Source organism: Gemmatimonadales bacterium (assembly GCA_036279355.1).
Lineage (GTDB): Bacteria > Gemmatimonadota > Gemmatimonadetes > Gemmatimonadales > GWC2-71-9 > DASQPE01.
The window spans coordinates 37591-61458 of sequence record DASUJH010000013.1 but is presented as its reverse complement, the minus strand read 5'-3'; the positions used below and the strand labels follow the sequence as shown (position 1 = coordinate 61458).

Annotated in this window: 23 protein-coding genes; 13 read left to right on the top strand and 10 right to left on the bottom strand. The window is 70.7% G+C overall.

Annotation, left to right across the window (positions count from 1 at the left end; translation table 11 throughout):
• Window positions 1-2 precede the first annotated feature (2 nt).
• From VFW66_03035 to VFW66_03010, 6 genes are read left to right on the top strand one after another with little or no spacing between them, the layout of a single operon-like run.
• Complete coding sequence (locus VFW66_03035; GenBank protein ID HEX5385657.1) at window positions 3-1358, top strand: oligosaccharide flippase family protein; 1356 nt, start codon at window positions 3-5, stop codon at window positions 1356-1358.
• A complete protein-coding gene (locus VFW66_03030) occupies window positions 1355-2362 on the top strand; it encodes a glycosyltransferase (GenBank protein HEX5385656.1) in 1008 nt (335 codons plus the stop codon). Before VFW66_03035 ends, VFW66_03030 begins: the two co-directional genes overlap by 4 nt.
• A complete protein-coding gene (locus VFW66_03025; protein HEX5385655.1) occupies window positions 2341-3723 on the top strand; it encodes an O-antigen ligase family protein in 1383 nt (460 codons plus the stop codon). Before VFW66_03030 ends, VFW66_03025 begins: the two co-directional genes overlap by 22 nt.
• Complete coding sequence (locus VFW66_03020) at window positions 3720-4877, top strand: endo-1,4-beta-xylanase (GenBank protein ID HEX5385654.1); 1158 nt, start codon at window positions 3720-3722, stop codon at window positions 4875-4877. Before VFW66_03025 ends, VFW66_03020 begins: the two co-directional genes overlap by 4 nt.
• 16 nt (window positions 4878-4893) lie before the next feature.
• A complete protein-coding gene (locus tag VFW66_03015; protein HEX5385653.1) occupies window positions 4894-5562 on the top strand; it encodes a class I SAM-dependent methyltransferase in 669 nt (222 codons plus the stop codon).
• 2 nt (window positions 5563-5564) lie between these two features.
• On the top strand, window positions 5565-7100 hold the full coding sequence (locus VFW66_03010; GenBank protein HEX5385652.1) for a hypothetical protein: 1536 nt from the start codon (window positions 5565-5567) through the stop codon (window positions 7098-7100).
• Here VFW66_03010 and VFW66_03005 read toward each other — a convergent pair.
• From VFW66_03005 to VFW66_02975, 7 genes are all read right to left on the bottom strand, one after another.
• A complete protein-coding gene (locus tag VFW66_03005; GenBank protein HEX5385651.1) occupies window positions 7028-7315 on the bottom strand; it encodes a cation:dicarboxylase symporter family transporter in 288 nt (95 codons plus the stop codon). The two genes, VFW66_03010 and VFW66_03005, sit on opposite strands and share 73 nt — an antisense overlap.
• A gap of 157 nt (window positions 7316-7472) precedes the next feature.
• Complete coding sequence (gene tal, locus VFW66_03000) at window positions 7473-8579, bottom strand: transaldolase (protein ID HEX5385650.1); 1107 nt, start codon at window positions 8577-8579, stop codon at window positions 7473-7475.
• The gene (gene tkt / locus VFW66_02995) at window positions 8576-10711 is read right to left on the bottom strand and encodes a transketolase (GenBank protein ID HEX5385649.1); all 2136 of its coding nucleotides are present in this window, start codon (window positions 10709-10711) and stop codon (window positions 8576-8578) included. Before tkt ends, tal begins: the two co-directional genes overlap by 4 nt.
• A gap of 64 nt (window positions 10712-10775) precedes the next feature.
• Complete coding sequence (locus VFW66_02990; protein HEX5385648.1) at window positions 10776-11504, bottom strand: DUF1499 domain-containing protein; 729 nt, start codon at window positions 11502-11504, stop codon at window positions 10776-10778.
• A 25-nt stretch (window positions 11505-11529) separates the two neighbouring features.
• Window positions 11530-11706, bottom strand: coding sequence for a hypothetical protein (locus VFW66_02985; protein ID HEX5385647.1), 177 nt, complete (start codon window positions 11704-11706; stop codon window positions 11530-11532).
• Complete coding sequence (locus tag VFW66_02980; protein HEX5385646.1) at window positions 11706-11954, bottom strand: hypothetical protein; 249 nt, start codon at window positions 11952-11954, stop codon at window positions 11706-11708. Before VFW66_02980 ends, VFW66_02985 begins: the two co-directional genes overlap by 1 nt.
• Before the next feature lie 11 nt (window positions 11955-11965).
• Window positions 11966-12550 (bottom strand): hypothetical protein, encoded by a 585-nt coding sequence (locus VFW66_02975; protein ID HEX5385645.1) that lies wholly within the window; start codon window positions 12548-12550, stop codon window positions 11966-11968.
• A gap of 91 nt (window positions 12551-12641) precedes the next feature.
• On the opposite strand from VFW66_02975, the gene pyrF reads away from it, so the two are divergent.
• The 6 genes from pyrF (at window position 12642) to VFW66_02945 (ending at window position 17942) form a co-directional block, all read left to right on the top strand.
• Window positions 12642-13439, top strand: a complete 798-nt coding sequence (pyrF, locus tag VFW66_02970; GenBank protein HEX5385644.1) for an orotidine-5'-phosphate decarboxylase — start codon at window positions 12642-12644, stop codon at window positions 13437-13439.
• A complete protein-coding gene (locus VFW66_02965; protein ID HEX5385643.1) occupies window positions 13436-14344 on the top strand; it encodes a MerR family transcriptional regulator in 909 nt (302 codons plus the stop codon). The genes pyrF and VFW66_02965 overlap by 4 nt, the downstream gene beginning before the upstream one ends.
• On the top strand, window positions 14341-15828 hold the full coding sequence (crtI, locus tag VFW66_02960) for a phytoene desaturase family protein (protein HEX5385642.1): 1488 nt from the start codon (window positions 14341-14343) through the stop codon (window positions 15826-15828). The genes VFW66_02965 and crtI overlap by 4 nt, the downstream gene beginning before the upstream one ends.
• Window positions 15825-16718, top strand: coding sequence for a squalene/phytoene synthase family protein (locus VFW66_02955; protein HEX5385641.1), 894 nt, complete (start codon window positions 15825-15827; stop codon window positions 16716-16718). The genes crtI and VFW66_02955 overlap by 4 nt, the downstream gene beginning before the upstream one ends.
• 107 nt (window positions 16719-16825) lie before the next feature.
• Window positions 16826-17503: a lysophospholipid acyltransferase family protein gene (locus VFW66_02950; protein HEX5385640.1), complete on the top strand. Its 678-nt coding sequence runs from the start codon at window positions 16826-16828 to the stop codon at window positions 17501-17503.
• Complete coding sequence (locus tag VFW66_02945) at window positions 17496-17942, top strand: DUF2269 family protein (GenBank protein ID HEX5385639.1); 447 nt, start codon at window positions 17496-17498, stop codon at window positions 17940-17942. Before VFW66_02950 ends, VFW66_02945 begins: the two co-directional genes overlap by 8 nt.
• Window positions 17943-17982: 40 nt before the next feature.
• On the opposite strand, the gene VFW66_02940 is transcribed toward VFW66_02945, so the two are convergent.
• Window positions 17983-18531, bottom strand: coding sequence for a nuclear transport factor 2 family protein (locus VFW66_02940; GenBank protein ID HEX5385638.1), 549 nt, complete (start codon window positions 18529-18531; stop codon window positions 17983-17985).
• Window positions 18532-18693: 162 nt separating this feature from the next.
• On the opposite strand from VFW66_02940, the gene VFW66_02935 reads away from it, so the two are divergent.
• Window positions 18694-19014 carry an HNH endonuclease signature motif containing protein gene (locus VFW66_02935; GenBank protein HEX5385637.1) on the top strand — a complete coding sequence of 107 codons (321 nt, stop codon included), beginning with the start codon at window positions 18694-18696 and terminating at the stop codon, window positions 19012-19014.
• A 15-nt stretch (window positions 19015-19029) separates the two neighbouring features.
• Here the strand turns inward: VFW66_02935 and VFW66_02930 are convergent, their stop codons facing one another.
• Window positions 19030-22746 (bottom strand): multifunctional oxoglutarate decarboxylase/oxoglutarate dehydrogenase thiamine pyrophosphate-binding subunit/dihydrolipoyllysine-residue succinyltransferase subunit, encoded by a 3717-nt coding sequence (locus tag VFW66_02930; GenBank protein HEX5385636.1) that lies wholly within the window; start codon window positions 22744-22746, stop codon window positions 19030-19032.
• A gap of 96 nt (window positions 22747-22842) precedes the next feature.
• Window positions 22843-23865, bottom strand: coding sequence for a methyltransferase (locus VFW66_02925; GenBank protein HEX5385635.1), 1023 nt, complete (start codon window positions 23863-23865; stop codon window positions 22843-22845).
• Window positions 23866-23868 lie beyond the last annotated feature (3 nt).

The window sequence follows — 23868 nt, the reverse complement described above, 5'->3', positions numbered from 1 at the left end:
GCTTGCCGGAGCGCCTCCGCGAGCGCATACGCGCCGCGCTCCCCGCCGGCGCGCTCGCGCGCAACACGGCGTGGATGGTCGCCGGCAACGGGTCGCGCCTCCTGCTGCAGGCCGCCACGTTCGTCGCCATCACCCGCGCCCTCGGCACCGCGGGCTACGGCGCCTTTGCCGGTGTGCTCGCGATGGTGAGCCTTGCCGTGCCGTTCGTTGGCGTGGGCGCCGGCAGCATCATGATCCGCAACACGGCGCGCGCGGAGGACGCGTTCGCCCGCTCCTATCGCACGGCGCTTCTGGTGACGGCCGTCTCCGGCGCCGTCCTCTTCCTTGCCGCGCTCGCGCTGGCACCGCTCATCCTGCCGACGACCATCGCCCGCGGGCTCATCGCCGCCGTCGCGGCGAGCGATCTCCTCGTCGCCGGTTTCTACGACGTGAGCTGGAAGGTGTACCAGGCGCACCGCCGGATGCGCCGGGTCGCGCAGCTCCACTTCACGCTGAGCGCACTCAAGCTCGGTGCCGCGCTGGCGCTCGTGTGGCTGGTGCCATCACCCACGCCCCTCTCGTGGGGCGTGCTGTACGCGGCTGCCAACCTGCTCGGCACCACCGTCGCGATGCTCTGGTCGTGGCGGGAGGTGTGCGCCGCCGCACGTGAGGGGCCGGCGCCGGCCTTCGATCCGCGCGAAGGCTCCTACTTCTCGAGCAGCCTCGCCGCCCAGAACATCTACAACGACCTCGACAAAGCGATGCTCGCGCGGATCTCCACGCTCGACGCGACCGGCATTTACGCGGCCGCGTACCGCCTGATCGAGATCGCGTACGTGCCGGTGCGCTCGCTGTTCTACGCGGCGTACGCCGACTTCTTTCAGCATGGCGCCGGTGGTGCGCGCGCCACCCTCCGCTTCGGCCGCCGGCTCATGCCGGTGGGCGTGGGCTATGCCGTGGCGGCCGGCCTGCTCATCCTGCTTGTGGCGCCGATCCTCCCGATGCTCTCCGGCGCCGGGTACCGCGAGGCGGCGGACGCGGCGCGGTGGCTCGCGCTGATTCCGGCCCTCCGGGCCACCCACCAGTTCGCGTCCGACATCCTGACGGGCGCCAACTATCAGGGCCGGCGCACCCTGACGCAGATCGCGGTGGCGGCGGCCAACATCGGGTTCAATCTGTGGCTCATCCCGGGTTACGGCTGGCGCGGCGCCGCGTGGGCGAGCCTCCTTTCGGACGGGCTCCTCGCGCTCCTCATGTGGTGCATTGTCTGGGGCGCGGTCCGGGGTGAAGATGCCCGCGAGGTCACATCGGCGGCGGTGGCGGGAACGGCGCCCGCGGAATCAGCGGAGCCATCGATGCCCGCGGAGGCCGTGGCATGAACGGGCCGCTCTTCTCCATTGTGTGCGCCGTCCACGACCAGGCGAAGTACATCGATGCGATGGTCGTGTCGGTGGAGCACCAGCGTTTTGACGCATATGAGCTGATCGTGGTGGACGACGGCTCGACCGACGGCACGCCCGAGCGCCTGCGCCACGCGGCCGAGCGTTGGGCGGCCGCGCGGCGCAATCGCTTCGAGATCCTCCGGATCCCGAACTGCGGGCAAAGCGCCGCGCTGGAGCATGGGTTTGCCCGGGCGTGCGGGCGCTACGTTGCGCTGCTCGACGGCGACGACGTCTTCCACCCCTGGAAGCTGGGCCGCCTGCGCGCCGCCATCCTCACCGACCCCACGGCGGGGATGCTGGTTCACCCCCTCGACGTCCTCGACGAGCAGGGCACCCGCACCGGCGAAATGCGTCCCCGCGGGGCGCGCATGCTCCATGGCGATCTGCGCGCGCAGGTGCGGCGCGACGCGCGGATCGCGGTGCCCGGCACCTCGGCCATCACGATCCGCGCCGACGTGCTCCGCGCCATCCTGCCGATGCCCACGCGCGAATTCCGCACGATGGCCGACGCGTACCTGCCGCTCGCCGCAAGCCTCGTGGCGCCGGTGCATGTGATCGACCAGCCGCTCGCGGGCTACCGGATGCACGATGCAGGTGCGCATCTCGCCTCGCTCCGCGCGCCCGACGGGCTCGAGCGCTGGCTCGCCATCCAGCGCCGGATCGCCGGGCACCTGGGGCTCGAGGACGCAATGGCGCGGAACGTTACCTTCGCGCGGAACGCCTTCGCGCTCGCCAAGCTCACCGAAAGCTGGCCCGCCGGGCTCGCGCGCTATCCGCACCTCGCGCGCCTCACATTGGCCGACGTCGCCATGCCTCCCATGCGGCGCCTCCCGCTCCTCGCGGCATGGACCGCGATGGCCTGCGCGCCCCGCCCGCTCTTCGCCCGCCTCTGGGCCCGCTACCTGACGGAGGCCGCCGGATGGTCTTCCACGACGCGATAGGCTACCTCGGCGATGTGCCGGGCGTGGCGCTCGACGCGGCGCCGGCCGCCGCGCAGTTGGCCGCGGAGGGCGCTGCCGGGCGCCGTCGCTGGTGGCGCTCGCATTGGTTCCATTCGGTGCTCTACTTCGCGCTCTTCTACGTGCTCGCACCGTACGACATCCTGAAGAGTCTCTCGCTCGAAAACGGCCACACGCTCGACGTGCGCGAGGCGGTCGATCGCTACGCCGAGGCCAACCCCGTCCGCAATCTCGTGATCCTGGCGCTCGGCATTTGGGCGATGGTGAGCCTCATGCAGCCGAGCGCCAACCGCCTCCGCATCCGCGGGTTCATGGGCCTCGCCATCGTCGGCTTCCTCTGCTGGGCGATGGCGAGCCCGCTCTGGGGCGAGGACCCGCTCACGACCGGGCGCCGCGTGGTGGGCCTCGTCTTTCTCTGCCTCGCCGCGCTCGCCATGGCGCGCCAGTGCGAGGGCGACGGATTGCTCCAGTTCGTGATCTTCTCGCTGGGGCTGTTCGCGGTGAGCGGAATCGCAGCCGAGCTCGCGATCGGCTCGTTCCATCCGCTGGACCCGAGCTATCGCTTTGCGGGGCTGGTGCACCCGAACGCGATGGGCGGCGACTGCGCGCTCCTCTCGCTGGCATCGCTGGTGTACGCCCGGCGGCGTGCCGAAAAGCCGCTGGCCTACGTGCTCATCGCCGCAATTGCGGTCGTGCTCCTCGTCCTCACCAAGTCGCGCACGGCGCTCCTGGCCTGGCTCGCCGGCGTCGCATGCGGCGCCGTGCTGCTGTCGGATCGGCGGACGCGCGGCTTCCTCGTGCTCGGCATCCTGGCGACGGTGACGACGGTGTTGGCTTTCGATCACGAGCTGTATTGGGTGCTGAGCGGCGCGCTCGCGCTTGGCCGCACCGATTCGGGCGCGTCGGACATCGGAAGCTTTACCGGCCGGTCCGACATCTGGGCGCAGCTCTGGGGCTACGTGATGCAGCGTCCGCTCACCGGGTACGGTTACAACAGCTTCTGGTCGCCCAACCGATTGCTGGATGTGGCGCTCGCGCAGGGCTTCGCGTCGCCCAGCGCGCACTCGGGGCTGCTCGAGGTGACGCTGAGCCTGGGGCTCGTGGGCGGCGGCATCTTCGCGGTGGTGCTGCTCAGCGGCGTCGTGCGGGCGCTCGGCGAGTACGCCCGGCGCGGGCTAGCGGAGTCCGCCTTCGTCGCGGCCGCCCTGGTGACGCTCTGCGTCAACATCACGACGGAAAGCATCGTGCTGCATCCCACGATCGGCAGTTTCATCTGGATGATCATGCTGGCGCGGCTCGGCTTCGTGGAGGAGCCCGGCGGCGCGCGGGCGGAGGCCCGGTGAAGCGCCGGGAGTTCCTTCCGGCGCTGGGCGGCCTGCTCGCGGCGGGCTATCGCGCGGGGCCGTTTTTGTCGGAACATGCGCGCGCGAGGCTCGCGCCAGCGGCCTCAGCCAACGCGGCGCCGGCAGACGCCGCGCTCGCCTCAGCGACGCTCGCCGAGCGTGCGCGGGCGAGGGGCCTCGTCTACGGCGCCGCGAGCACGTGGGCCTACCTCAGCAAGGACGCGCCGTTCGCGGCAAGGTTCGCGGCGGAGTGCGGCATGCTCGTGCCGGAGACCGAGCTCGAGTGGAACCGGTGTCATCCCGAGCCGGATCACTACGATTTCCGCTGGGCCGACTGGCTCGCGGACTTTGCCACTGCCCGGCACCTGCTGCTGCGCGGGCACGCGCTGCTCTACGACGAGACGCAGCCCGCCTGGGTCGCGGAGGGACCGAGCGAGAGCACGGTCGCGGATACCGTGCGGCGCCACATCGGCACCGTGGCGGGGCGGTATGCGGGCCGGATGCACTCGTGGGACGTGGTGAACGAGATCATCGATCCCAACGCGAAGCGTCCCGACGGACTCAAGCCGGTGCCGCTGCTCCAATGCCTGGGCCCCGACTACATCGCGCTCGCCTTTCACGCTGCGGCAGCCGCCGACCCTGCGGCGCTGCTCTGCTGGAACGACAACAACTTGGAGTACGACGTGGCGTGGCAGGCTGCGCGCCGCGACGTGGTGCTGACACTGCTCCAGCACTACATCGGGCGCGGCGCACCGATCCAGGCGCTCGGCATCCAGTCCCACCTCCGCTTCCACGACACGCGCTTCGATGCGAAGGCCTTCCGTGACTTTCTCGCAGGCGTCGCGGGCCTCGGCCTCAAGATCATCGTCTCCGAGCTGGACGTCTTCGACGCCGACCTGCCGGATGATGCGGTGGTGCGCGACCGCGCCGTTGCCGCCGCCATCGACGAGTACCTGCCGGTGGTGCTGGACGAGCGCGCCGTGGTCGGCGTCGTCACCTGGGGCCTGAGCGACCGCTACACCTGGCTCAACACCACTCGGCCGCGCGCGCGGGGAGGCGGTGCCCGCTCATTGCCGCTCGACGCCGCGCTCGCGCCCACCGCCGCCTACGCGGCGATCGGGCGCGCGTTCGACGGCGCGCCGCGCCGAACCTGATACGAGAGGAGACGCGATGCTCAACGGCCTGAAGCAGATGGTGAGGACCGCGCGCTTTCCCGGCTCGCGCGACTACTGGGAGACGCGCTACGCCAGGGGCGGCAACTCCGGCGCCGGCTCGTTCGGCAAGTTCGCCGAGTTCAAGGCGGAAGTGATCAACGCCTTCGTGCGCCGGCACGGCGTACGCTCGGTGATCGAGCTCGGCTGCGGCGACGGCGCCCAGCTCGCGCTGGCCGAGTATCCCTCGTACGTGGGCGTCGATGTGTCTCCCACGGCGGTGGAGCGGTGCGGGCAGCGGTTCGCCGGAGACCCGACGAAGCGATTCGTCGTTGCGGAACCGCCGTCCGCGCCAAGCCTCGACGGCGCCTCCCTCTCCGCCGACCTCGCGCTCTCGCTCGATGTGATCTACCACCTGGTGGAGGATGCCGTGTTCGAGCGGTACATGGCGCAGCTCTTCGCGTGCGCCACGCGGTTCGTGATCATCTACTCGAGCGACGGCGATGGCGGGCCGGCCACGTCGCCGCACGTGCGGCATCGGCCCGTGACGCGCTGGGTACGCGAGAGAATCCGCGACTGGGTGCTGCTGGAGCACGTGCCGAACCGCTACCCCTTCGCGGGAGATCACGAGGCCGGCTCGTTCGCGGACTTCTTCATCTACCACCGCCTGGGCGATCCCGAGGCGTGAGCATGCCGTGGAGCCGCGGTGGCCGTGCCGCGCGCGAGCCCGCGTCCCGCATGCTCCTGGGTCTGCTCGGCGCAGCCGTGCTCACCTGCGGCGCCGCGGCGTACAATCGCTTCCCGCTCACCTATTACGACACGGCGAGCTATCTCCGCAAGGCGCACGTCTTCACCCACGCCGAAGGGCCCCGCGGACTCGATGTCGAACAGTACGTCCGCACGCCGCTCCCGGCGACGAGTCCCTTCCGGAATCCGTTCTTCTACCGCCCGGTCACGTACACGCTCTTCCTGCTTCCATTTTCCTTTCCCGCTACGCTCTACGCGGTTCCGCTCGCGCAGGGCCTCATCGTCGCCTTCTCGGTGTTGCTCGCGCTCCGCGCCGCCGGCCTCGCATCCTCCGCGACCGAGCTGGTGCTCCTCTTCCTCGGCCTTTCGCTCTTTACGAGTCTGCCATGGTACTCGGGCCAGCTCATGCCCGACCTCTTCAGCGCCGTGATGGTGCTGCTGCTCTACGCGCTGCTTAGTGGTTGGGATCGTCTCGCCAGATGGGAGCGGATTGCCGCGTGGCTACTGCTCGCCGGCGCCATCGCCGCGCACCTGAGCAACGTGCCGCTCTACGCGGCGCTCGCCGTAACGGCGGCTCTGGGCGTGCGGTTGCTGCGCGGCCGTTGGCCTTGCGCGCGGCGCCTGGCACTATCTGTCGCCGGCCCGTTCGCGCTGGCCGTGTCAGCGCTCGCCGGCTCGAACTATCTCTTCTGCGGGAAGCTCGTGCTCTCGGAGAGCAGCGATCTCTTCTATCTCGCCCGCCTCGTGGGCGACGGCACCGCCCAACGTTATCTCGCGGAGGCGTGCCCCGCCGCCGGCTACCTCCTCTGCGACGATCGCGCGAATCTCCCCGCCGATTCCGATTACTTCCTCTGGTCGCCCACCGGCCCCTGGAGCGCGCACCAGAACGACCCACGCTTTCTCGCCGAGGCGCCGGAGATCATTCGCGGCACTTTGCGGGCGCACGGCGCGCAGGAGCTGGCCGCCGCCGCTCGAAACACCGTGCATCAGTTGGGCATGTTCGGCGCCGATCTCGACCTGCTCCGATCGGATTCGCTGGTGCGCCCCGTGATCGTGCGGTTCGGGGAGACGACGGCTGCCGCGTACGCGCGGTCGCGGCAAGTGACAGGAGGCCTGCCGCTCCGTGCCGTGGGCGCAGTGCAGGTGACGGTGGTGTGGCTGAGTCTCGCGGCGCTCCTGCTGGCGCTCCCCGCCCTCCGGCGCCGCCGCGACGATCGAGTCTTGCTGTTCGCCGGCGTGATCGCCGCCGCCGTCGTGCTCAACGCGCTCGTGTTCGGCGCGCTCTCGGCGTTGCACGACCGATACGAGGCGCGGGTCATCTGGCTGGTGCCGCTCGCCGCGTGGGTCGCCGTGCGCGCATTGCCCGGCCGCCGCGAACTCGACCCCGGTCCGGTGTGCGCGTCGGCTCAGCCCGCGTTGCGCTCGCTCGCCACCGCGCCCACCGCGCCCACGTCGCACGCCGCGCCGACGCCCGCATAGGCCGGCGCCGGCTGCATCACGGGCGCCCCCAGCTCGCCTTCCCACCGCCCCGCCACCGCGCTCGCGAGACAGTTGCCGACCACGTTGACCGTGGTGCGCGCCATGTCCATCAGCGCATCGACGCCAAGGATCATCGCCACCGCCTCGATCGGCAGCCCGAAGCTCGGCAGCACGCCCGAGAGCACCACGAGCGAGGAGCGCGGCACACCGGCCACGCCCTTTGCTCGTAACGAGCAGCGTGAGCAGCACCGCGAGCTGCTGCCCAACCGTGAGCGCCACGCCCGCCGCCTGCGCCGCGAAGAGCGCGGCCACGCCGAGGTAGAGCGTCGAAGAGGAAGATCCGGCCGGTCAGGGAAATGCGGCGGAGCAGGCTCAGCGGACCGCCAGCGCTTCGAGCTTGGTTTCGATGGCCCCGAGCAGCGACGCGTACGACGCGGCGAACTTCCGCACGCCTTCGTCTTCGAGCTCCGCCGCCACCTGGCCGATGTCGATCCCGAGGCTGGCAAGCGCCTCGAGCCGCGCGTCCGCCTCGGCAATGCCGGCCTGGATCCGCACCTCCGGTTTGCCATGGTCCTTGTACGCGGCAAACGTCTCGGGCGGCATGGTGTCGACGGTGCGTGGTGCCACCAGCGGCTCGATGTAGTGCAGGTCGCCGTAGCGCGGGTCCTTGGTGCTGGTCGAAGCCCAGAGCGGCCGCTGCACGTGCGCGCCGTGCGCCGCGAGCAGCTCCCACCGTTTGTCGGCCAGCGCCCCCTCGAAGGTGCGGTACGCCACGCACGCGTTGGCGATGGCGATAGTGCCGCGGAGGCCGGCGGGGTCGCCCGCCTTGTCCAGCATCGGGTCGACCTTGGTGTCCACCCGGCTTACGAAGAAGCTCGCCACCGATGCGATGCGATCGAGGCTCAAGCCGAGCTTGCGCCTCACCTCGAGTCCCGCCTCGAACGCGCCGATTACCTCGCGGTAGCGCTCCACCGAGAAGAGCAGCGTGATATTGATGTTGACGCCGTCGGCGATGCAGCGCGTGATGGCCGGCAGCCCCTCCCGCGTACCGGGGATCTTGATCATCACGTTGGGATGGTCCACCGACTGCCAGAGCCGGTGCGCCTCGGCCACGGTGCCTTCGGTGTCCCTGGCCATCCCGGGCGAGACCTCGATCGAAACGAGGCCGTCCTGGCCGTCCGCACGCTGGTAGGCCGGCCGGAACAGCTCGCACGCCGCGCGCACGTCCGCCACCGCGAGCGCCTCGAAGATCTCGGCCGGCGATTTACCCTCGGCGGCGCCGCGGCGGATGTCGTCATCGTAGTGATCGCTGCCGAGAATCGCCTTCTCGAAGATCGTCGGGTTGGTCGTCATGCCGAGGAGACCGTCCTCGGCGATGAGGCGGGCCAGCTCGCCCGACGTCACGAGATCGCGGGTGATGAAGTCGTACCAGGGGCTCTGGCCGAGCGCGCCTAGCCGCACCAGGGGGTTGCCGCTCATCGCTCGTCACTCCGTCCGAGAAGCTGTCGCACCGTCGCCGCCGCGTACTCCGGCGTCAGCTTGAATTCCTGGAACAGGCGCTCGGCCGGCGCCGAGGCGCCGAAGCCGGGCATCGCGAGCATCACGCCCGCGTCAGTGAGGTACTTGCGCCAGCCGAACGGCGACGCAGCCTCGATGCCGACCCGTGCGCGCACCCCGGCCGGCAGCACCGACTCGCGGTATTCCGCGGGCTGCCCGTCGAACAGTTCCCACGAGGGGAGCGACACGACTCGTGCGCGAATGCCGCCGGCCAACAGCCGGTCCGACGCCGCGAGTGCGATGTGCACCTCGGAGCCGGTTGCGATGAGAATTGCGTCGGGCACGGCACCCGCCTTGCCGCCGGGCGGATCCCAGAGCACGTACCCGCCGCGGCCCACGCCCCCGGCCGGCGCGTACTTCGTGCGGTCGAGCACCGGCACGTTCTGCCGCGTGAGCACCAGCAGCACCGGCCCGTTCCGGTGCTCGACGGCCACGCGCCACGCCTCGACCGTCTCGGTCGCGTCGGCGGGGCGGACGACCGTCATGCCCGGAATGGCGCGCAGCATCGCGAGCTGCTCGACGGGCTGGTGGGTCGGTCCGTCCTCGCCGAGGCCGATCGAGTCGTGGGTGCCGATGTAGATCACCGGCAGCCGCATGAGCGACGCGAGCCGGATGGCCGGCTTCATGTAATCGGTGAAGATGAGGAACGTGCTGCCGAACGGCCTGACACCGCCGTGCGCCGCCATCCCGTTCATCACGGCACCCATGCCGTGCTCGCGCACGCCCCAGTGCACGACGCGGCCGGGGCCCGACGGACCGAACGTTCCACCTTCCTTCAGTGTGACACCGGTGCTGCCGCCCAGATCGGCGGAGCCGCCCACCAACTCGGGCAGGGCGCGCGAGACGACCGGCAGCACCAGCGCCGACGCCTTGCGTGTGGCCATCGGGCGCTCGTTCGCACCGAACGTCGGCAGCTCTCGATCCCAGCCCGGCGGCAGCTCGCCAGCGAGGCGGCGCTTGAATTCCGCGGCGTCGTCCGGAAACTCGGCGGTGTACTCGGCCAGCCGCTCACGCCATGCGGCCTCGGCCCGCTCACCCCGTGCTCGCGCGCCGCGGAATCCCTCGTACGCCTCTGGCGGCACGGAGAACGGCGGCTCGACCGGCCAGCCCATGATCTCCTTGGTGCGGCGGATCTCCTCCGCCCCGAGGGGTGCGCCGTGCGCCTCGGCGGTGTTCCGCTTGGTCGGTGCGGGATCGGCGATGATGCTGCGCAGGATGATGAGGGTGGGGCGCTGGCTCTCGGCGCGCGCCGCCTCGAACGCGCGGGAAATGGCGGCGAGATCGTTTGCATCGTCCACCCGCAGGACGCGCCAGTCATACGCCTCGAACCGGCGCCCCACGTCCTCGGAGAAGGCGAGCGCCGTGTCGCCGTCGATCGTGATGTGGTTGTCGTCGTAAATGATGGTGAGCTTGGCGAGCTTGAGATGGCCGGCGAGGGACGCGGACTCACTCGCCACGCCCTCCATCATGTCGCCGTCGCTCGCGATGGCCCACACCCGGTGGTTCACGACCTCGTGCCCCGGCCGATTGAACCGCTGGGCCAGAAGCCGCTCGGCCATTGCCATGCCGACCGCGTTGCCGACGCCCTGGCCCAGCGGTCCCGTGGTGGTCTCGACGCCCGGCGTGTGCCCACGCTCGGGATGGCCCGGCGTGCGCGAGCTCCACTGGCGGAAGCCGCGGATGTCGTCCAACGTGAGCTCGTACCCCGCGAGATGCAGCAGCGAGTACTGCAGCATCGACGCGTGTCCCGCCGAGAGCAGGAAACGGTCGCGATCGGGCCAAGCGGGGTCCTGCGGATTGTAGGTGAGGAACCGGGTCCAGAGCGTGTACGCCAGCGGCGCGAGCGCCATCGGCGTCCCCGGATGTCCGGACTGCGCCTGTTCGACCGCGTCCATCGCAAGCGCGCGGATGGCGTCGATGCCAACCCAGGGATTGACGGCGGAATCGGGAGCGGCGCCGGGCGCCGCGTCCCGGGCCACGCCGGGAGGAGAAACGTCGGTCTTCAGATCCGGCTCCTTTCCGCCGCCGGGGAAAACGCGGCAGCGGACACTCACGCCCCGCTGCTCGTCCGCAAGTTAACCCCGCGGTCCGGGCAGCGGAGAACGCCGTGGACGCACGTCACGCGGCGGATTTGCTGCCGGCGAGCCTCCCGAGATACTGGCGTATCCGGCGGGCGTTGGTGCCGACGTCGCTCTTGCCTACGCGCGACACCGACCGCACGTCCACCCGACTTCCGCCCGAGTCGGGGCGCACGCGCACCACGACGTCATCCTTGAAGCCGAACCAGCCGGTGGTGGCGGTGGCCTCGATGCGGCCGGCAGCCGAGTCCGTGGCCACGACGTCCCAGCCCGCCGCCCGCGCGGCGGCGAGCGCGCGATCGAAGGCTGCGCCGGGCGGCGCGCTCAACTCGAGCGGGCGAATGTCGGGATAGGCCTGGTGCTGTTGCGCGGCGATTTCCTCGCCCCCGTACGCGGCGGGGTTCGGCGCACTGGCGCGAAGCGGCAGCACTGCCACGAACTCGGGCGGCTGCGCCGTGTCGGTCGTGATGTCGTGAATGGGAGGGACGCTGCGGGCCACGCGCAGCCAGCGCCATGGCACGAACGCGGCGATGCCGCCCAGGATGACCGCGGCGACAAGCGGCCCGGTGAGCCGAGGCCCGCCGCGCGCCGGCAGGAGCAGCAGCGCCACGGCAAGAAGGCCGGCGGCGATCCCGACGTACGCGCCCCAGCGCATGAGCGAAAAGCCGGTGCCGAACCGCCAGAGGCCGAGCCGCGCCCCCGGACCGGAGATGAGCAGCAGCAGCGCGGCGAGCGCCGCGAGCAGTACCACGAGCCAGCGGAGTCTCATGGGTAATCGGACCTCGGTCGGAGTGTCAGAATTCCCGCCGCTTCATTTCCTTGAAGAGCCGGGTGGTCTCCGCGTCCTGCTCGGCGGGGCGTTGCCGCAGCGTGGAATCGAATTGCGCGGCATGGTCCTGCTTGGGGGGAACGATCTTCTTGGCGTTCTTCCGGGCCAGCGCGGCGATGCGCTGGTCTTCACGCTTCGACATCAAGCCTCCGTGGTGGAGTCGGGATCGGCGGGCGGCGCCGCGCGATCGATGGCGCGGCGGAGCGCCTGCTCCTGCTCGTCGCTGAGCGGCGCCGCGCCCGGCCGTCCGGCCTGCAGCAGGGCGCCGAGCACCAGCCCCTGATCGCGCCGGGCGCAGGTGGTGCAGAGGTCCTCGGTGTAGAATCCGTCCCCCTGCTGCTGGGCCAGGAATACTTCGGCTTCGCGTTGGCCGCACCGCTGGCACAACATGTTTCGCATCCTCACGCGCGGCGGAGCGTTCCCGCCGTGTACTCTTGCCGATACGCCCTGAGCGCCGCGCGGAGGTCGTCGGTGGTCGGCGGCCCTCGCATTACGCGCGGCAGGTGGCCCGGGCCAACGATGACGTAGCCGATCGAGCGGTCCGCCACCGGCAGCTCGAAATGGAGCCGCGTCTGCGGATCATAGAGCAGATCCCGGCCACCCACGCGAGAGAAAAACTGGAACCCTTCCCGCTGCGCGACGCCGCGGGCGGCCGGCAGCCCCGATGCGAATGCGCGGCTCGCGTCGGAGTGGGCCGGACCGAACGCGACCACCACGAGCCGCTGCACCACCACCGGCTCGACGAGCAGCCGCAGCGAGTCGCTCAGCCCGCGCAACACCCCGCGGAGCGAATCCGCCTCGGCCCGCGTCGCGGCCACCGCCGAATCGAGCGCCGGCGTCGTGAAGAGGAGCGCTTGCTTGTCGCCGTCGACGATCGTGACACTCCGCGGACGTGCCACAGCGAACGCCGCGCCCGCCGCAACGATCCCGAGCGCGGTCAATCCGAGCGCGTGTCCAAGCGTCACCGGCATGCGCCCCTGCGGCATGTGCCCCCGTGCGGCATGTACCCTCGCGATGTGCTGCAAATTAACCTGCCGATCGCTTGCACGCCCCTTCCTGATACATAGATTGCCGTCCGTGACCGAGCCGCGCCTTCCGCCCGCTCCCGCCGCCGTCGCCGCTCGAGACCGGCTCATCGTCGCCCTCGACCTCGACACCCCGTCCGAAAACGAGGCGCTCGTTCGGCACCTCGGCGCCGCGGCCTCGTTCTACAAGGTGGGCTGGATTTCGCTCGCCGCGGGCGGCTTCGCGCTGGTTCCGGCACTCATCGAGCAGGGCAAGCAGGTCTTTCTCGACCTCAAGATCTTCGACGTGCCCAACACCGTGCGGCAGTCGATCGCCGCGGTGGCGCGGCTCGGCGTGCGGTTCGTCACCGTCCACGGCAACCGCGCCATCGTCGAGGCCGCCGTGTCCGGACGCGGCGGCAGCGCGCTCGAGATCCTCGCAGTCACCGTCCTCACGAGCCTTACGGGCGACGACGCGCGCGAGATGTACGGCCTGCCGGACGGCACCACGCTCGACGATCACGTCGTTTCCGTCACCCGTTCGCTCGTGGCGCTCGGCGCCGACGGCGTCATCGCCTCCGCCGAAGAGGTCGCCCGGCTCCGCGCCGCGGTGCCTGCGCGCACCACCATCGTCACACCCGGCATCCGGCTCGCCGGCGAGGCCACCCACGACCAGCGCCGCGTGGGCGCGCCAGACGACGCGATTGCGGCGGGCGCCGATTATCTCGTCGTCGGCCGCTCGATTTACCGGAATGCGGACCCGATCGCGCAGGTCGAACGCTACGTCGACGCGATCGAGCGCGGGCTCGCCGCGCGCGAGCGTGGCGCGCGTGGCCCCGGCGAGCGCCCCGCCTCCCGACCCCAGCCGTGATCCAGCCGGAACGCACCTATGAGATCAACGAGGTCGCGCGGCTCACCGGCCTCACCCCGGCCCGGCTCCGCGCCTGGGAGCGCCGATACCAGGTCATCCGCCCGCACCGGATGCCGAACGGCTACCGGGCCTACACCGGCGATCAGGTCACACTGCTCCGCGCCTTTGCCCGCCTCACCACCGCGGGCGACCGCATCGGCGAGCTGGCTTTGCGCCCGCGCGACGAGGTGCTCGCCCGCGCCGGCGGCCGCGAGCCCGACGGTTCGGCGCATGGCGCGCTGCTCGACGCCGTAGCGGCGCTCGACCGCGAGCGGCTCGAGGCGCTCATCGCCCAGCAGCTCTCACTCCGCGGCCTCCGCGCGTTTGCCGAGGAGGTCGTGCCGCCGCTTGCCTGCGCCGTCGGCGACCGCTGGGCCGCGGGAACGCTCCCGGTTTCCGCCGAGCACTTGGCGAGCGAGGTAGTGATCCACGCGCTCAAGGCCGGGCTTCGTGCCGGCCGCGCCGATGGTCCGCTCGCGCTCGCGGCCGGCCTTCCCGGCGAGCGCCACGAGTGGGGCTTTCTGAGCGCGCTGACGCTGGTGCAGGCCGAGGGCTGGCGCGTGCAGTACCTAGGGCCGGACTTGCCGCTCGACGACATGGTCGAGGCCGCGTGGAAGCTCCGGCCGGCTGCGGTGGCGCTGAGCGGGAGCACGAGCGGCATCGTCGAGGCCAGCCTCGAAGCGCTCGTGGCTCTGCCACCGCGACTGCCGCCGGGCACCGCGGCCGTGGCCGGCGGCGCTGGCGTCGATGCGCACTCGGCGCTGCTCCGCACCTACGGCTATCGCATCGGGCCTCCGGCCTTTTCCGCCTCGTTCCGCGCGCGCGATCGCGCCGCTGCGGCCGCTCGGGAGCCCGCCTCGGGGTGACCGCCGCTCGACCCACCGCCATCGTCATCGGTGCCGGCATCGGCGGGCTCGCGGCCGCGGCGCGCCTCGCGCACCAGGACTTTTCGGTCACCGTGCTGGAGCGCCACGCCGTGCCCGGCGGCCGCGCCGGCCTCTGGGAATCCCACGGCTTCCGCTTTGACACCGGTCCCTCGTTCGTGCTCATGCTGGAGTACTGGCAGCAGCTCTTCGAGGACACCGGCCGGCGGCTCGAGGACTACGTCTCGTTGGTGAGGCTCGACCCCAACTATCGCATCCACTATCCCGACGGTTCCACGCTCGAGATGACCAGCGCGCTCGACACGCTGGGCGAGAACATGGAGCGCCTGGAGCCCGGCGCGGGTGCGGGGCTCCGGCGCTTTCTCGCCAGGAGCGGCGAGCTGTACCGGAGCGGCCTCGCCTTCGTTTCGCGCAACATGCACACGGCGCGCGCCATGTTCACCCTGGAGCACGGCGCCATGCTCCTCGGCACCGGCGCGCTCGGCGACCTGCGCCGCCTGGTGGGCCGCTACGTGCGTGACGAGCGGCTGGTGCAGGCGCTCACCTTCCAGTCCCTCTATCTCGGGCTCTCGCCCTACGAATCGCTTGGCATCTACAGCCTGCTGCCCTACACCGAAATCGCGGGCGGCCTCTATTACCCGATGGGCGGCATGCACGCGCTCCCCCGCGCGCTGGAGCGCCTCGGGCGCGAGCTCGGCGCCGGGTTCGAGTTCGGCCGGGGCGTGGCGCGGCTCGAGCGATCCGGACGTCGGGTCACGGGCGTAGTGCTCGACGACGGCACCCGGCTCGCCGCGGACCTCGTCGTCGCGAACGCCGACCTGCCGTACGTCTACGAGCGGCTCCTGGGCGAGCCGTATCCCGGCATCGCGAAGAAGGAATTCAGCTGCTCGGTGGTGCTGCTCAACCTCGGCGTGCGCCGCACCTATCCGGCGTTGCTTCATCACAACCTGATCGTTCCGGCCGCCATGCGCGAAGCGTGCGAGGACATCTTCCACCGGCACCGCATGCCCGAGGAGCCGCCGCTCTACGTCTGCGCCCCGACCCGCACCGATCCCGGCGCGGCCCCGCCGGGTTGCGAAATCCTCTTTGTGCTGGTGGTGGCACCGAGTCAATCTCCCGCGCGGCCGATCGATTGGACGACAGAGGGTCCGAAGGTCGAGGAGCGCACCCTCGCACGGCTCGAGGCGTTTGGCCTCACCGATCTGCGCGCGAACATCGTCACCCGTCGCCGCTTCACGCCGGCCGATTTCACGGCCGCCTTCGGCAATCTGCGCGGCGAGGCATTCGGCCTCGCGCATGGGCTCAGGCAGATCGGCTATTTCCGCCCGCACAACCGTCATCCCAACCTTCAGAACCTCTACTTCGTCGGCCAGAGCACCCATCCGGGATGCGGTCTGCCGATGGTGCTCATCTCCGCGCGGTGCACGGTGGATCGGGTGATGGCGGAACGGGCGGTGTGGCAGTGAGCGTGGCGCTCGTGGAGAGCTATGCGGAGGCCGAGCAGATCACGGCCGAGTGGGCGAAGAGCTTCTACTTCGCGAGCCGGTTCCTGCCCGCGCCCAAGCGCCGCGCCGTCTTCGCGCTCTACGACTACTGCCGCCACGCCGACAACCTGGTCGACGAGCGTGGCGACCTCTCCGCCGCCGAGGTGCGCGCGGCGCTCGACGCCCTCGGCCGCCAGGTGCGCGCGATGCATGCCGGCCGCGCCCCCGCCAATCCGCGCTGGCTGGCACTCGCCGATACGCTGCGCCGATTCCGCGTGCCGCTTGCGCCCATGCTCGACCTGCTCCAGGGAGTCGCCCTCGACCTGGAGCCGGTCGCGTTCCCCGACTTTGCCGCGCTCCACCGCTACTGCCGCCTCGTGGCCGGCGGCGTCGGCCTCATGCTCGGTCCGGTGCTCGGCGCGCCGCGCCGCTTTCGCCAGCCCGGCGTACAGCTCGGGGTGGCGATGCAGCTCACCAATGTGCTGCGCGACGTGGGCGAGGATCTCGATTCCGGCCGCCTCTACCTCCCGGCCGACGAGCTGGCGGCGTTCGGGATCGATCGCGCGGCGCTCGAGGCCCGGCGAGTGACACCCGCGTTCAGCCGATTCATGCGGTTCCAGGTCGCCCGCTCGCGCCGCTGGTTTGCCGAGGGCGACCGGGTCATTCCGCTCTTTCCAAACGATGGCTCCCGCCTCACCGTGCGGCTCTTGCAGACCACGTATGCCGGCATTCTCGATGCGATCGAGCGCCTGGGCTACGACGTCTTCCGTACCCGCGCGTACGTTTCGTCGCCCCGCAAGCTCCTTCTCCTGGGCCGCGCCGTTTGGAGCGAGCGCCGGCCGCTCACCGCGTTCCTGGAGCGCACCGCCTGAATCGGGCCCAGGTTGAGGCGCGCGCGTCGTATCGGCCGCCGAGGCCGCTCGCGCTCCGCGCATTTGCGCGCTACGTTCGCGGGCAGTTTTCCCGTTACTTCACCACCGTGCGCTGGGCCGCGCTCGAGAACCCGGCCGGCTGGGATCGCGCGGTCCCCACGGTCTGCGTCGCGAATCACACGAACTGGTGGGACGGCTTTTTCGCGTTCCTCCTTTCGCGGGCCGCCGGGTGGGACGGGCGCCTTCTCATGGACGCCGGGCAGCTCGCGCGTTACCCGCCGTTTCGGCGCGTGGGAGTGCTCCGGATCCGCCGCGACCCGCCGCGCGCCGCGTACGACGACCTCCGTGCCGCCGATGCCGAGCTTCGCCCCGGGAGCGTCCTCTGGATCTTCCCGAGCGGTGCGCGCCGCCCCGAGCGCGAGCGGCCGGCGCGTTTCGAGCGCGGCGCCGCGCACCTGGTGCTCGCGCACGGCGCGCCGGTCCGGATCTGTCCGGTTGCATTCCGCTATGGATATCTCGGCGAGCAACTGCCCGAAGCGTTCGCGCTCACGGGCCGGCCGTGGATCGTGGCGGCGGGGCAGGGCACCGACCGCCGCGCGCTCACCGAGGAGCTGGAGCGCGCGGTGGCCGGCGCGGTCGACCGGCTCGACGCCCGGCTCGCCGCCGAATCGTTGAGCGACTTCCGCCTGCTGGTGCAGGGCAGGCTTTCCGTGAACAAGCGCATGGACCGTTTCCGCCATGCTGTCGGCCTGCTGCGGGGGCCGTTCGAGGCGCGGAATGGATAGGGGCGTGCTCCGCGCGCTGCACGTCGCGGGCGCCGTCTTGCTCCTGGGCAATGTCACCGTGACCGGCCTCTGGGCCGCGCTGCTCTATCGCTGGCGGCGCTCGGTACCTTTCCGGGTCGTGGCCCGCGCCATTCTCTGGGCCGATCTCGTATTGACGTTGGGCGGCGGCACGCTGCTCGTCGTTTCGGGCGTCCTGCTGGTGCGCGCCGGCGGCTACTCGGTGCTCGACACGCCGTGGCTCGAGCAGGGCATCGGCGCGCTCGTGGTGAGCACGCTGGCGTGGCTCCTGGTCCTGCTGCCCGACCAGTGGCGCATGGAGCGCCTGGACCCGGCGGACGAGGCCGCACTCCGCCGGGTCTTCCTGCGCTGGAGCACGGTGGGATGGGTGGCGACGGTGGTTCTCTACGCGGGATTGTGGGCCATGGTGACCCGGCGATGAACAGATCGGCGCGCGCCGGGCAACGCGGTGGCCGCAGCAATCACTTTGGAAGGCGCATCCGGCGCGAGGAGTACGACACCGCTCGCGCCGCCACAGCCGCCGTGCTGTCCGCCGATTCGTCCGCGGTCGAATCGTCCCCGTCGTCGTTCCAGATGTCGGCCGCCACCGCCCAGCTCCCGCCGACCGGGCGATCGAGGGTGATTACGTACTTGCCCGACTCGGCCTCGTCCTCATCGTCGGCGGGGATGTAGTATCGGCCCACCACATACCCGGTACTCGCGCCCGCCCCGATGACGACGCTCTGCATCTCGATGCCCTGCTCCATGCCCTGGCTCCAGAAACGCCGGATCGCCGCCCGGCCCCGGATCAGATCTCGCCCCGGCGGCAACAGAATGCCGTTCGCGTCGTAGAGCGCCGCCATCGCGTCGGCATCGTCCCGCCGGTAGGCCGAGACGTACCGCTCCATCACCGCCTCGATCTGGCGGCGGGCGAGCGGGTCAGCCGGGCGCTCGGGTCCAGGGCATGAGGCCGGTGCGGCGGCGAGCAGGCTGAGCGCGGCGGCAAGGGGGAGCAGGGGCCGGTGTGCCATTTTGGCGCCGATCTTGCTATATTCCTGCGTTGTTTTGAGAAGCGGTCCGCATCGCGGACCCTATGTTCAACCCTTACGGAAACCTTTGTGGCACGTAGATCCAGAAATCGTTCCTCCCGAGCCGCTCCCCCACCCTCGTTCCGCCGCTCCCCTGGGCGTTCCATGCAGTCCCACCGCGACTGGCTGCTTGAGCAGCATGGACCGGTGTGCGCCTATTGCGGAGCGAGCACGAGCCCCGACACCATCACGCTCGACCACGTCCGCCCGCGCCGCGGGCAGACCGCCTATGATCGCCCGGACAACCTCGTCCTGGCTTGCCGCGCGTGCAATGCGGCCAAGGCGGACACGCCGCTGCTCGCGTTTCTGATGATGAAGCGCGCTCGCGGCGTCTTTTTGTTGCACTACGGCGAGCACCTCTCGGAACCGCTCAAGGACATGATCCGCTCGGCGTCCGAGCGGCCCATGCAGGCGGTGGGGCAGTAGCAAGGCAGGCAGCGATCACGCGCTGAGCGGCGCCGGGCGTCCGGCGCCGCGCACTCCCTCAGACACAATACGGCTCTGCTCCGCGGCGTGCGCCGCCGGATACCCTTCGGCGGGACTCGCCCGCTCCGGCCGGCCCACGTACCCCAGCTCCGCGCGCGCCGGCATCAGCTCGGCGAGCTTCGACTTGAGGTACGCCCACGCGCCCATGTTGCGCGGCTCTTCCTGCACCCAGACCATCTCGTCCACGTTCGCGTAGCGCGCCAGCACCACCCGCATCTCGGACCAGGGGAACGAGTACAGTTGCTCGACACGCACGATCGCCGGGCGATCTGCCTCGTCGAGCTGCTCGGCCTCGGCCAGCAGGTCGTAGTAGATCTTCCCGGTGCAGAGGACGAGACGGCGGATCCGATCGGCCCTGGGCGCCGCCCACGGATCATCCAGCACCGGGTGCCAGGCGCCCTCGGCCAGATCACTCAGGCGTGAGGCGGCCGCCGGCAGGCGCAGAAGACTCTTCGGCGTCATCACGATGAGCGGGCGCTGGCGCGTGCGGCGGGCCTGGCGGCGGAGCAGGTGGAAGTACTGCGCCGGCGTGCTCGGGTTGGCGACGCGGATGTTGCCTTCGGCCGCGAGCTGCAGGAAACGCTCGAGGCGGGCGCTCGAATGTTCCGGGCCTTGACCCTCGTAGCCGTGCGGCAGGAGCAGCGTGAGCCGTGTGGTGAGTCCCCACTTCGAGAGCCCCGCCACCAGGAACTGGTCCACGATCACTTGGCCGCCGTTGATGAAGTCGCCGAACTGCGCTTCCCAGAGCACCAGCGCCTCGTGCGCCGACGCGCTGTAGCCGTATTCAAAGCCCAGTGTCGCGAGCTCCGAGAGCGGGCTGTTGTGCAGCTCGATCGGCGCGAGCGCGCCGGAGAGCCGCTGGATCGGGGCGTACGTCTGTCCGGTTTCCGCGTCGTGCAGCACGAGGTGCCGCTGGCTGAACGTGCCGCGCTCGGTATCCTGGCCGGTGAGCCGCACCGGCACGCCTTCCACCAGGAGTGATGCGAGGGCCAGCGCTTCCGCGTGAGCCCAATCGATCCTGCCCTCGGGGCCCGTCGCCGCGCGCCGCCGATCGAGCTGGCGCTTGAGCTTGGGATTTACGGTGAACCCCTCCGGCCAGGTGAGCAGTTGTTCGTTGAGCGCCGTCAGCGTCTCGGCCGGCACCGCGGTCGATACCTCCTGACCCGGGTTCTGCTGTTTCTTGGGCTCGGGCACCGTGCCGGGGCCCAGGCTCGCGCGGAAGTGCTGCTGCGCGTCGACCAGCCGCTGGTACGCTTCCTCGTATTGCCTCTCCGCATCGGCGACCGTGGTGACGCCCTCGGCCTCGAGCTGCTCGGCGTACCGGGCCCGCACCGTCGGCAGGTTCTTGATCAACTCGTACATCGGGGGCTGGGTGTAGGCCGGCTCGTCACCCTCGTTGTGCCCGTGGCGGCGGTAGCCCACCAGGTCGATCAACGCATCGCGCCGGAACATCTCCCGGTACGCCATCGCGAGCCGTACCGCGGCGAGGCAGGCCTCGGCATCGTCCGAGTTGACGTGGATGATCGGCACGTCGAAGCCCTTGGCGAGATCGCTCGCGTAACGGGTCGAGCGCGCGTCCTGCATATCGGTGGTGAAGCCCACCTGGTTGTTGGTGATGATGTGCAGCGCGCCGCCGGTGCCATAGCCCCTGAGCGCACTCAGGTTGAACGTCTCGGCCACCACGCCCTGTCCGGCGAACGCGGCGTCGCCGTGGATCATCACCGGCAGCGCCACCGCCGAGTCGTGATGCGCGCGGCGGCCCTTGCGCGTGGTCTGGCGCGCGCGCGCCCGGCCGCTCACCACCGGGTCCACATACTCCAGGTGACTCGGGTTGGGCGTGAGCTTCACTGCGACGGACTTGCCGTTGCCCAGCGCATAGACGCCTTCCGCGCCGTGGTGATACTTCACGTCGCCGGTGCCGCCCTCGGGCGTGAGCTGGCCGCTCTCGACGTGCCGCCCGCCCTCGAACTCCGCGAAGATCGTCTCGTAGGGCCGCCCGATCGTGTGCGCCAGCACGTTGAGCCGCCCGCGATGCGCCATGCCGATCACCACCTCGCGCGCGCCGTCCGCCGCCGCCAGCTCGAACGTCGTGTCGAGCATCGGCACCAGCATGTCCACGCCCTCGATGGAGAAGCGCTTCTGGCCCAGGTACGCCTTGTGGAGAAAGCGCTCGAGCGCCTCCACCCGGGTGAGCCGGGTCAAGAGCCGGAGCTTCTGCTCGGGCGTGAGCGGCGTGCGAAACGCGCCGCTTTCTATCTTCTCGCGCAGCCACACCCGTTCCTCGTGGCTCGCGATGTGTTCGACCTGGTACGCCATGGTGCCGCAGTACGTCGCCTGCAGGTACGGGTACGACTCGGCCAGGGTGCGGCCGGGCACGTAGACCCGCAGCACATTGGATGGAATCGCGGCCATCACCTCGGGCGTGAGTCCGAGCGGCAACGGGTCGAGCGCCGGATCGCCGAGCGGCTCGGTGCCCAGCGGATCGACTCGCGCCGCAAGATGGCCGTGGGTGCGGAACGCCTTCACCAGCGCCATCGCCGCGGCGACGTGATACAGCATGTCCGGCGCGACGGTCTCGGGCTGCTTCGGAAGCTGTGTCGCCGCCGGGGCGAGCTGGTAGCTGGCCGGTGCCAGGTGCAGGCTCTCGGCGACCAGCTCGTAGAAGCCGTCTTCGCCCTGAAGCAGGTGGTCGAGCGTGGCCAGGAACGCACCCGATTCCGCACCCTGGATGACGCGGTGATCGTAGGTGCTGCTCACCGTCATCACCTTGCTCACGCCGAGCTCGCGCATCCGCTCGGCGTCGGCCGCGGCGAATTCGGGCGGGTAGCCGATGGCGCCGACCGCGATGATGCTCCCCTGGCCCGCCATGAGTCGCGGCACCGACATGACGGTGCCGAGTCCGCCGGGGTTGGTGAGCGACATGGTGGCGCCGGCGAAGTCGTCGGGCAGGAGCTTGTTCGTGCGCGCCTTGTCGACCAGCGCCTCGTAGGCAGTGTAGAAGGCGGAGAAGTCCATCGTCTCCGCGCGCTTGATGACGGGGACCACGAGTCCGCGGCTCCCGTCCTTCCGCTGCACGTCGACCGCGAGGCCCAGGGCGATGCCTTCGGGCTGGACCCGGTAGGGCGTGGCGTCGTGCACGAGGAGCGAGTGCCCCATCACCGGGTGCCGCTTGGCCGCCTGCACCAGGGCGAAAGCGATGAGATGGGTGAACGAGAGCTTCTCGGTCCGTCCCGCCGTCGTGAGCCGCGCGTTCAGCTCTTTGCGCCGCGCCTCGAGTGTGGCGACCGGCAGCGTGCGGAAGGTGGTCGCCGTCGGGACGCCCAGGCTCTCGTTCATATTCGCGACGAGACGGGCGGCGGGGCCCTTGATGACCGAGGCGCCGTGCGGGACGTCGGCGGGGGCGGGGACAGCCGGCCGGACAGGCGCCGAGTCGATCGGTGCCGCTACCGGCGCGGCCTCGTCCGCTGCCGGGCTCGCGTGGCCGCCGGCGCGCCCAACCCCCTCCCCGCCCGTCCGCCCGTCCGCCTCCGGCCGCCCGTCCGCCTCGCCCACCACCCCGCTCTCGAACAGCGCGCGCCAATCCTCGCCCACGCTGTTGGGGTCGCGCAGAAATTCCTCGTACATCGCTTGCGCGAAGCCCGCGTTGGCCGTCTCGAATATGTTGGGATCCACAGCCTGCTCCCGCCGACGAAGAGGCGAGCGACACGGCGGCCGCTCGCCTGACAAGGCTCCCTGAGGGGTGAGGGAAAAATAACGACGCGGAGAAGGCTACGCGGGGGTTGCCTCCAGAATCATCGTCTCCGGTGTGGCCGGCACGGCATGCGCAAGGTGGAACCCGGCGCCGCCGAGCAGGGCACGGTATTCCTCGATGGTCCGCTCCTTTCCACCGGTGAGGAGCAGCATGTGCACGTCGATCACCTTGGCGGGCGAGGGCTCGTTGCCCTCCCTCACCGCATGCTCGACGAGGAGCAGCGCCCCATTTGCCGGTACGGCACGGCGGCAGTTGGCGAGGATCGCGTGGGCGCGCTCGTCGTTCCAGTCGTGGATCACGTTGCGCATCACGTACGCCCGACAGCCGGCGGGCACCTGGCGGAAGAAGTCGCACGGCTCATATGCACTGCGCTCGGCGAGGTCGCCGCCGAGGATGCCGCGCTCGCGCGCCCGGTCGAGCACGTCGGGCTGATCGGCCAACACGCCACGGAGCGCGGGGTGGGCGCGCAGGATCGCGGCGAGCAGCATGCCGTTGCCGCCGCCCACGTCCATCACGCTCTCCCATGCGCCAAAGTCGTACGCCGCGGCAATGGCCGGGCCGGTGAGCGCCGACAGGTCGCTCATTGCGTCGTCGAAGACGCGCGCCGCGTCGGGATGCTGGCGCAGGTACTCGAAGCTGTCAGTCCCGTAGATCTCAGTGCGGGCCGGAAGCCCGGTCCGGATGCTGTGAAGAATCTGGCCGTATGGCGCGAAGCAGTAGTCGCTCCCCCGGAAGACGAGGATGGCGCGTACCGACCCCGGCACGCCGGTGCGGAGGCATTCGGAACGCGGGCTGTTCGCAAAGGTGCGCGGCGCGGTTTCCTCGAATACGCCCTGGCTCGCCAGGTATCGGAGGACGCGGTAGAGCGCAGGCTCGTTCACCTCGAGCGCGCGGGCAAGATCACCGGTCGTGCGCGGCCCTCCGTGCAGCAGGTCGGCGACGCCGAGCACGGCCGCGGCATGAAGGGTCTGATGCAGCGCAAGGCCGTTGAAGGCCATGCCCATGAGCTGGGCGGACGCGGCGTTGGCAGTGGCTTGCATTTC

What these genes read in the sequence shown, in the direction of transcription:
- VFW66_03030 (HEX5385656.1), top strand. Translation starts at nt 1,355, where the DNA reads ATGAACGGGCCGCTCTTCTCCATTGTGTGCGCCGTCCACGACCAGGCG.
- VFW66_03025 (HEX5385655.1), top strand. Translation starts at nt 2,341, where the DNA reads ATGGTCTTCCACGACGCGATAGGCTACCTCGGCGATGTGCCGGGCGTG.
- VFW66_03015 (HEX5385653.1), top strand. Translation starts at nt 4,894, where the DNA reads ATGCTCAACGGCCTGAAGCAGATGGTGAGGACCGCGCGCTTTCCCGGC.
- VFW66_03010 (HEX5385652.1), top strand. Translation starts at nt 5,565, where the DNA reads ATGCCGTGGAGCCGCGGTGGCCGTGCCGCGCGCGAGCCCGCGTCCCGC.
- tal (HEX5385650.1), bottom strand. Translation starts at nt 8,579, where the DNA reads ATGAGCGGCAACCCCCTGGTGCGGCTAGGCGCGCTCGGCCAGAGCCCC.
- VFW66_02990 (HEX5385648.1), bottom strand. Translation starts at nt 11,504, where the DNA reads ATGAGACTCCGCTGGCTCGTGGTACTGCTCGCGGCGCTCGCCGCGCTG.
- VFW66_02985 (HEX5385647.1), bottom strand. Translation starts at nt 11,706, where the DNA reads ATGTCGAAGCGTGAAGACCAGCGCATCGCCGCGCTGGCCCGGAAGAAC.
- VFW66_02980 (HEX5385646.1), bottom strand. Translation starts at nt 11,954, where the DNA reads ATGTTGTGCCAGCGGTGCGGCCAACGCGAAGCCGAAGTATTCCTGGCC.
- VFW66_02975 (HEX5385645.1), bottom strand. Translation starts at nt 12,550, where the DNA reads ATGCCGCAGGGGCGCATGCCGGTGACGCTTGGACACGCGCTCGGATTG.
- VFW66_02945 (HEX5385639.1), top strand. Translation starts at nt 17,496, where the DNA reads ATGGATAGGGGCGTGCTCCGCGCGCTGCACGTCGCGGGCGCCGTCTTG.
- VFW66_02940 (HEX5385638.1), bottom strand. Translation starts at nt 18,531, where the DNA reads ATGGCACACCGGCCCCTGCTCCCCCTTGCCGCCGCGCTCAGCCTGCTC.
- VFW66_02935 (HEX5385637.1), top strand. Translation starts at nt 18,694, where the DNA reads ATGCAGTCCCACCGCGACTGGCTGCTTGAGCAGCATGGACCGGTGTGC.
- VFW66_02925 (HEX5385635.1), bottom strand. Translation starts at nt 23,865, where the DNA reads ATGCAAGCCACTGCCAACGCCGCGTCCGCCCAGCTCATGGGCATGGCC.